The organism is Desulfosarcina sp., assembly GCF_033791525.1.
Lineage (GTDB): Bacteria > Desulfobacterota > Desulfobacteria > Desulfobacterales > Desulfosarcinaceae > Desulfosarcina.
The window spans coordinates 1-7182 of the sequence record NZ_JASJGN010000414.1 but is presented as its reverse complement, the minus strand read 5'-3'; the positions used below and the strand labels follow the sequence as shown (position 1 = coordinate 7182).

6 protein-coding genes are annotated in these 7182 nt (G+C 51.2%); 1 reads left to right on the top strand and 5 read right to left on the bottom strand.

From position 1 onward, the window contains the following. Nucleotides 1-100 precede the first annotated feature (100 nt). From QNK41_RS20090 to QNK41_RS20070, 5 genes are all read right to left on the bottom strand, one after another. A complete protein-coding gene (locus QNK41_RS20090; protein ID WP_319260729.1) occupies nt 101-340 on the bottom strand; it encodes a hypothetical protein in 240 nt (79 codons plus the stop codon). A 172-nt stretch (nt 341-512) separates the two neighbouring features. Then, complete coding sequence (fdhF, locus tag QNK41_RS20085; protein ID WP_319260732.1) at nt 513-3239, bottom strand: formate dehydrogenase subunit alpha; 2727 nt, start codon at nt 3237-3239, stop codon at nt 513-515. After that, entirely contained in the window at nt 3239-4516 is a 1278-nt protein-coding gene (gene nuoF, locus QNK41_RS20080) for an NADH-quinone oxidoreductase subunit NuoF (RefSeq protein ID WP_319260726.1), read from the bottom strand. The genes fdhF and nuoF overlap by 1 nt, the downstream gene beginning before the upstream one ends. Next, nucleotides 4516-4998 (bottom strand): NAD(P)H-dependent oxidoreductase subunit E, encoded by a 483-nt coding sequence (locus QNK41_RS20075; protein ID WP_319260723.1) that lies wholly within the window; start codon nt 4996-4998, stop codon nt 4516-4518. Before QNK41_RS20075 ends, nuoF begins: the two co-directional genes overlap by 1 nt. A gap of 983 nt (nt 4999-5981) precedes the next feature. Then, nucleotides 5982-6500 carry a nitrous oxide reductase accessory protein NosL gene (locus tag QNK41_RS20070; RefSeq protein WP_319260720.1) on the bottom strand — a complete coding sequence of 173 codons (519 nt, stop codon included), beginning with the start codon at nt 6498-6500 and terminating at the stop codon, nt 5982-5984. A 206-nt stretch (nt 6501-6706) separates the two neighbouring features. Here QNK41_RS20070 and QNK41_RS20065 point away from each other — a divergent pair. Then, nucleotides 6707-7182: transposase (locus QNK41_RS20065; protein ID WP_319260717.1), on the top strand; the 476-nt coding region annotated here is incomplete at its 3' end.

The following is a 7182-nucleotide window of genomic DNA, read 5'->3' as shown; positions in this document are numbered from 1 at the left end:
TTCAATGACCGTGGCGTGATGGCGATCCCACCGGCAGTCATCTTTACGATCTTTCCAACGATTAACCCTTTGCCCGGTTTGCCTTATTCACCCCCGCCGATCACCGACACTCGGGAGGTGTCTGTGTGCAGTTGGTCTTTTTCAGACGATCGGTGTATCTCTCCCAGAACCCCTTTTTGGTTTTTGCGTCCGCTGCGTCAAATTTGCGCCGGCACTCGTCCGAGCAGAAATAATGGGTGCCTTTGTCGTCATTGGCGGTAAATTGCACCTTGCGCGGATCAAAGGTTTTGCCGCAGACGGGATCCACGGCGGTTTCCGGAATCGTGTTGGTTTGGGTCATGAGACAACCTCCTTGCACGTAATGGGTTGTTGAATGTCCAGCTGTGGCCGCTTTTGCTGACTTTCTAATTATAATAATACCATTTTTTCATTTCGCACGTCCAGACCTGCTCAGGTCAGGGCAACCTGCCTATCGTGACATATCTGATCGTCAAGTAATCCTCACTTCTCATTTATTGATGCGCGGTTACCCTGCAGGCAGTCAGCTTGAAGGGTGCAATCTTTGAGTCGGGATCCAGCTCATCGCGGGTCAGTTCGTTCACCGGCGATTCGCCAAAGTGAAACGGCATGAAGAGTTCGCCCGGCAGGACATCATTACTGGCTTTTAACCGCGTTGAGATCTCGCCTTGTCGGGAAGCGACTTTTACACGCGCACCATTTTTCAGGCCGATCCTTTTAACATCTTCGGGATGAATGAGGACGTAGGACCGGTTGGAAAAATCCGTCAGCGCCTGGTTGCGCCTGGACATGGTACAGGTATGATAGTGGTAAAGGATGCGGCCGGTGTTAAGCAAAAAAGGGTAGTCGGCATCTGCCTTTTCCGTTTGCGGAACATAGGCCACCGGGTGCAAAATCGCTCGTCCGCTGGCGGTGTTGAACTGTTTCAGGAACAGGGTGCGCGTCCCTGGATGGCCTTGGGTCGGACATGGCCACTGGATGCCTTCCCGGTCGATCCGATGATATGCGATGCCGGCCATGAAGGGTGCCACGGCTGCAATTTCATTGAAGATTTCCGTTTCGTCCGCATACGGCTTCATCGGATAGCCCATCCGTTGGGCAACCTCCCAGATTATTTTCCAGTCCTGGCGGGCACTGCCGGGAGGATCGACCGCTTTTCTCACTCGGCTTACCCGTCTGTCACTGTTCACAAAGGTTCCGTTTTTTTCTGCAAAAGTCACCCCCGGAAGAATGACATCGGCATAGGCGGTGGTCTCGGTTGGAAAAATATCCTGCACCACCAGAAACTCCAGCCGTTGGATAGATTCACGGGTATGATTCAAGTTGGGATCGGTCAGCATCGGATTTTCGCCCATGATGTACATCCCTTTTATGCTTCCGGCATAGGCCGCCTGCATGATCTCGACAGTCGTCAGCCCGACTTTTCCGGAAAGCGCTTCATGGGAAACGTTCCATACGGTGGCGACTTTTTTTCGATTGGCATCATCGCTAACCGGCAGGTAACCCGGGTAGGACATGGGCAGGCAGCCCACATCGGATGCGCCCTGGACGTTGTTCTGCCCGCGTGGTGGATTCAATCCCGAGCCGATTTTTCCGATCTGTCCGCTGATCAGGCATAAATTGATCAGCGAAAACACAAGGTGGGTGCCGGTAACCTGCTGGCTGCACCCCATACCGGTGGCAATCAGCGCTCTATCTGCCTTGGCGAACAGTCGGGCCGCCGTAAGGAGTTTGCCCTGGGCCACACCCGTGATTGCTTCCACGGTCTCAGGTGGGTAGTCGGCGACAACGTCCTTGAGCTCCTCGAAGGCTTCCAACCCCCTTTCCACCCGATGGGTGATGAAATCCCTATCGATCCAATCTTCACGGATAATAGCGTTCATGAGGCCGTTGAGCAGCGCGATGTCGGTTCCCAGTTTGGGCTGCAGCCAGACATCTGCATGCTTCACCAGGGGTGTCCATCGAGGGTCGATGACAATCAGTTTTCCACCGGCGGCAACACCCCGCTTAACGTAAGTCGCGGTGACCGGGTGGGTTTCGACCATATTGTTGCCGGTAACCAGTATGCAATCGGCCGTCGCATAATCTTCGATCGAGTTGGATCCGGCCCCTGATCCCAGGGCACGCAGCATGGCTGTGACCGTGGATGCATGGCACAGCCGGGTGCAGTAATCCACATTATTGTTGCCGAATGCGGTTCGGATAAACTTTTGAAACAGGTAATTGTCTTCATTGGTGGCCTTGGCAGATGCATACCCTGCCAGGGCCTCATTGCCGTATGCTGCCTTGATCGCCTTAAATTTGCTAGCGATCAGGTCCAGCGCTTCATCCCATCCGGCCGGTTGGAATTGTCCATCACGTTTGATCAGCGGCTGAGTCAACCGATCCTTGTGGCCGACATACTCATAGCCGAAGCGTCCCTTGACGCAAAGCCTGCCATCATTGGGTTTGACGCCTTCCACACCGTTTACGCGAGCAATCCGGTCGCCTTTGACCACCAACTCGATCTGGCATCCTACGCCACAGTAAGGGCAGATGGAGACGACCCGCTTCTCCGGTGTTTCTGTGATGAGAAGATCTCTGTTTGGTTTTTCAACGATAGCGCCCGTGGGACAAAGCTGGATGCATTCGCCGCAGCCATCGCATTCCGAGGCACCCCACACACCCAGCCCGGCGATGATATACGATTGGATGCCCCGATTGGCCATGGACAACACATGTTTGCCCTGAACTTCACCGCAGGCCTTGATGCATCGAAAGCACTTGATACATTTGGAAGCATCGTAGGTAAGCACCGGAGAACTGTCATCGATCGGTTGACCGAGTGTTTTCCAGACAGAGGGAAATCGCCTGCGCACCGGGTCATCGAGGCCGTATCGAACAATCAGCGCTTTGAATTCATCCTCGTAGCTGCGGTCGAAAGATTCATTGTGTTCGGACAGCAGATAATCCAGTATATCCCGGCGGGCCGCTTCCAATTCCGGGTCAAAAGCGGTCACCTCCATCCCTTCCGCAACGGTCACCGTGCAGGCGGCGATCCAACCGCCCATGCCCTTGATTTTGACGATACACAACCGGCACGCACCGGTCGGTGTCAGTTTGCGGTGGTAGCAGAGGCTGGGAATCGGGACGTTGTTTCGTTGCGCCACGGCCAACAAATTATCCCCTCTTCTGGCGCTTAATTGATTCCCGTCAATTTTAATGCTGACCCTATTGTCCATCATTGGCACCTGGATTGAAAGGACTCTGGTTTCTCCAACTCATCGCGAAAATACCGCACTGCGCTCTTGATAGCCAGAACCGGTGATTGCCCCAGTGGACACAATGAGGTTTTGGCCATCAGTTCGGACTGATAAACCAGCGAATCAATATGATCCGGCCTTTTGTTATCAGCACCCTTGAGCTTTTCCAGCACAACCATCAACTGTTTGGTTCCGACACGACAGGGAACGCATTTACCGCAGGATTCGTGTTCAAAAAACCGCAATATCGAATCAAGCATCGTCAGGATGGACTGATCTTTGGACATGACGATAACGGCGCCGGAGCCCAACACCGCTTCTTTTTCTTTAAGGGCGTCAAAGTCCATGCTTACATCCAATAGTGATTCCGGCACGAATGTTCCAGCGGCCCCACCCAGCAGCGCCGCTTTAAATGGTTTCCCGTCTTTCATCCCTCCGGCAACAAGGTAAATGAGTTCTTTAAGCGAGACCCCCATCTCGACTTCTGCATATCCGGGGCTGTTTACGTCACCACTGATCGTAAAAATTTTGGTGCCGGGAGATTTTTCGGTGCCGAGGCCTCGGTACCAGTGGGCGCCATTGATCACAATGGCTGGAAGGTGGGAAAGCGTCTCGACATTGTTGATTAACGTAGGCATACCGAACAAACCACTTTCGGCTGGAAAAGGCGGTTTGATACGCGGATATCCTCTTTTGCCTTCCAGGGATTCAAGCAGGGTCAACTCCTCACCACACAGGTAGGACCCAGCCCCCAGTTTGATTTCAATATCCATCGAAAACCCGGTACCCAGAATGTTGTGGCCCAGAAAGCCGCGCGCATGGGCATGCGCCAGCGCCTTGCGGACCATATGGATGGATTGGTGGTATTCACCACGAATGTAGATATAACCCTGTTCAGCGCCTACCGCATAGGCCGCAATCACCATCCCCTCGATAAGCAGATGGGGGTCCCCCTCCATGATGATTCGATCCTTAAAGGTTCCGGGTTCACCTTCATCGGCGTTGCATACGATGTAGTGCATGCATTCGAGAAGGACACATGCGGCCTCACTGGTATATTTCTTCTTCAATCCTGTCGAAAACCCAGCGCCCCCCCGGCCCCTTAAACCAGATTGAATAATATCGTGAATAACCTTCTCAGGGGAGGTGTGCAGGGCCTTTTTCAAGGCTTCATACCCGCCCCTGTCCATATAGTCCTGGATGCTGGCAGGGTTAATTTCTCCTACATTTCTTAACGCTATTTTGTGTGCTTTCATCACCCTCTCCGTCTCCTGCCGTGGCTCCTTTTTCTTCTGTACTGCGCAATGATCGTCGCGATGCGTGCTGCGGTCAGATGTCCGTAAACCTCTTCATCAACTGTCATCGCCGGTGCCAAGTCACATTGGCCCAAACACTCGGTCGTTTCCAGGGTGAACAGCTTGTCAGAGGTGGTTGCACCGACATCGATTTTTAAAAGCTTGGTCAGTTCGTCGAACACATCGTTCACACCGGCACAGTGACAAACCGGGGAACGACATATCCTGATGATGTGTTTTCCTCGGGGAGTTAAGCTGAACATCGAGTAATAGCTGGCGACCCCATAGATCGAACCCAAAGTCGTATTCAGGTGCTGGGCGACAAGGGACAGATCTTTTTCTGACAGGTAATTCGTTCGATTGTGGTTCTGCAGATCGTGGAGTATGAGCAGCACGTTTTCCATTTTGGGAGGATATTTTTCAAGAATATCTGTTTTTTTCATTTGGCTTTCCCAAAGCTATTTCATGCTAAGGTTCATAGGATGGCGCATAGGTAGTCTCTGCAACCACAAAGTAACTCAAAAGCTGGACCAAAAGACAAGCCAAAAAATGACCCTATGGGTTTAAGATGATTTTGCCACGTGATTTAATCGGGGTCGGGTCTCTATATGGCCAGTGTATTGCCGACGTATATGAGGCCAACAGCCATCAAGCCGATAGCCGGCTTGAGATAGGTTCGGTATTTTCTGTTCTTCATGGGGCCTCCCTTATGGAAACCGCTTAAATTCTATGAGCACGTACATAGCGGAAAATGCTTACCGCAAATGAAGAAGTCAATACACCGAGGCTGCTTTCCACAGTTGTGCCTCGTTACTGAGTCATAACCAAGATGGGACTGCTTGGCAACCGTATCATTTGAAGGCTGTTTAACCGGCAAAATGGGAAAGAAAGTTATCCGGGTTAAAGATGGGCACCGTTAGTCCGGCACAATCGATGAAGGCCTTTTCACCGGCCGGTTGCCCTGCTTGTATTCGTACCACCGCAACTGCGAGGTCACATGCTTCTCTATGAGCCCCTGAAACCGGTACGCCATGGGTGGCATGACCGGCTCGTCAGATGCAGATCGGGAGTCATTTGCATAAAGACGCCGTTCGAGCTGTCCGTCATCGATATCATCGGGATGGGGGTCACAATGCGGCGGAATACGCATATGGGTGCGGGATCTTTATCTCTGAGACATGCGCTATAGCTGGCTTCAGGCAGACTGGAAACTGTGCCTAAGCAAAAAGGTAGCGCCACATATCTGGCCCTACCTTCTGCAAGGGAAATATTCCGATGGTTATGTTGTCAGGTGCTTAGTGCCCCTGTGCAAAAATACGATGGCATTCGATTGCCGATGCATCCCGGCTCGCCGTGTTGCTCGGCGCCTTGCGATCCAGGTGCCGCGACATTCTCGATGCGTCATCGTATTTACGAACAGGAGCACTTAGGACTGGTTTTTCTTCATTTTCATCATCTTTTTTTTCTTTTGAATCATCAGGCTGTCTTCATACATGTCTTCAAAAGCCGACTTCATGACCTCTTCGAAAATTGATGGCCTCCCACCGTGCTCGGCAATGAACGCATCAGCGGCCTCCTTTGTTTCAAAAGCCCATTTGGCCCTTGTTGTCATTACCCCCATTTTGTCTCCGCCAATTACCCAGTAAGCCTTGTCGACATCGATTTGCTTTTTCGTATTGTAATCACCAACAGTTATTTTATCGACCGGCAAGTGGGTATGTAACGCCATGTCAATCGCTGCACAGTGAACGGAGCAAACGCCTTCTTTGGTGCCATCGCTATGTTCTATGATGACCCATGAATGCCCGAATTTGGCTTTCTTCATACCACAGTGAAGGCACGAGTCGTCATCTGAGAGGGCGACATTGGTAAATACGAACAATGACGCTAAAACCGTTACTGCAAAATATATAGCGCTACGTTTGACCCAAGTTTTCTTTCCCATTGTTGGCCTCCTTTTTTATGGTTTACTGCAATTTTCCAACAGTTTCTAATGTTGCGAACAGGATAGAGCCCATCTTCTCTTAAGATTTTGAAAGTGCTGTAGTCGGAAAGGGAGAATTTATATCATCGCGTTATTAGCATTCTATCACTTTGATTTCAAGCATAAGCTAATAATCGGACTGGGTGGAGGGGAATTTTAGGCCTTCAATGCCATTAGATGTGAGTTCCAGCTATTGTGACCCCTTTCAAGGAAATGGGGCAGGAGCCATTTCCTGGATACAACCTACCAGATGGCATATCACCCACCGATGCCATAAGAGAGCCTTTCTTTTAAAATTCGCAAGAGGCCGCCGCAGATGGATGGAGTGGCTATACCAGGCTAAGAAAAGGTACCGCGATTTGAGTGTGTTGGATTATATGGTCACATCAAACCATATTCACCTGCTTGTATTCGACAATGGTCGCAATGTCATCCCAGATTCAATTAAGTTGGTCGCCGGAAGAACCGGCCAGGAATACAATATCCGTAAAAACAAAAAGGGTGCATTCTGGCAGGATCGCTATCATGCAACAGCCGTAGAAAGTAATCGCCACCTGCACCAATGCATTGCCTGTATTGACATGAACATGGTCCGTGCCGGCGTGGTGGATCATCCTAAGGAAGTGGGAATGTTGCGGCTATA

Excerpts from the sequence above, each read along its gene's own strand:
- QNK41_RS20075 (WP_319260723.1), bottom strand. The coding sequence starts at position 4,998 with ATGAAAAAAACAGATATTCTTGAAAAATATCCTCCCAAAATGGAAAAC.
- fdhF (WP_319260732.1), bottom strand. The coding sequence starts at position 3,239 with ATGGACAATAGGGTCAGCATTAAAATTGACGGGAATCAATTAAGCGCC.
- QNK41_RS20070 (WP_319260720.1), bottom strand. The coding sequence starts at position 6,500 with ATGGGAAAGAAAACTTGGGTCAAACGTAGCGCTATATATTTTGCAGTA.
- nuoF (WP_319260726.1), bottom strand. The coding sequence starts at position 4,516 with ATGAAAGCACACAAAATAGCGTTAAGAAATGTAGGAGAAATTAACCCT.
- QNK41_RS20090 (WP_319260729.1), bottom strand. The coding sequence starts at position 340 with ATGACCCAAACCAACACGATTCCGGAAACCGCCGTGGATCCCGTCTGC.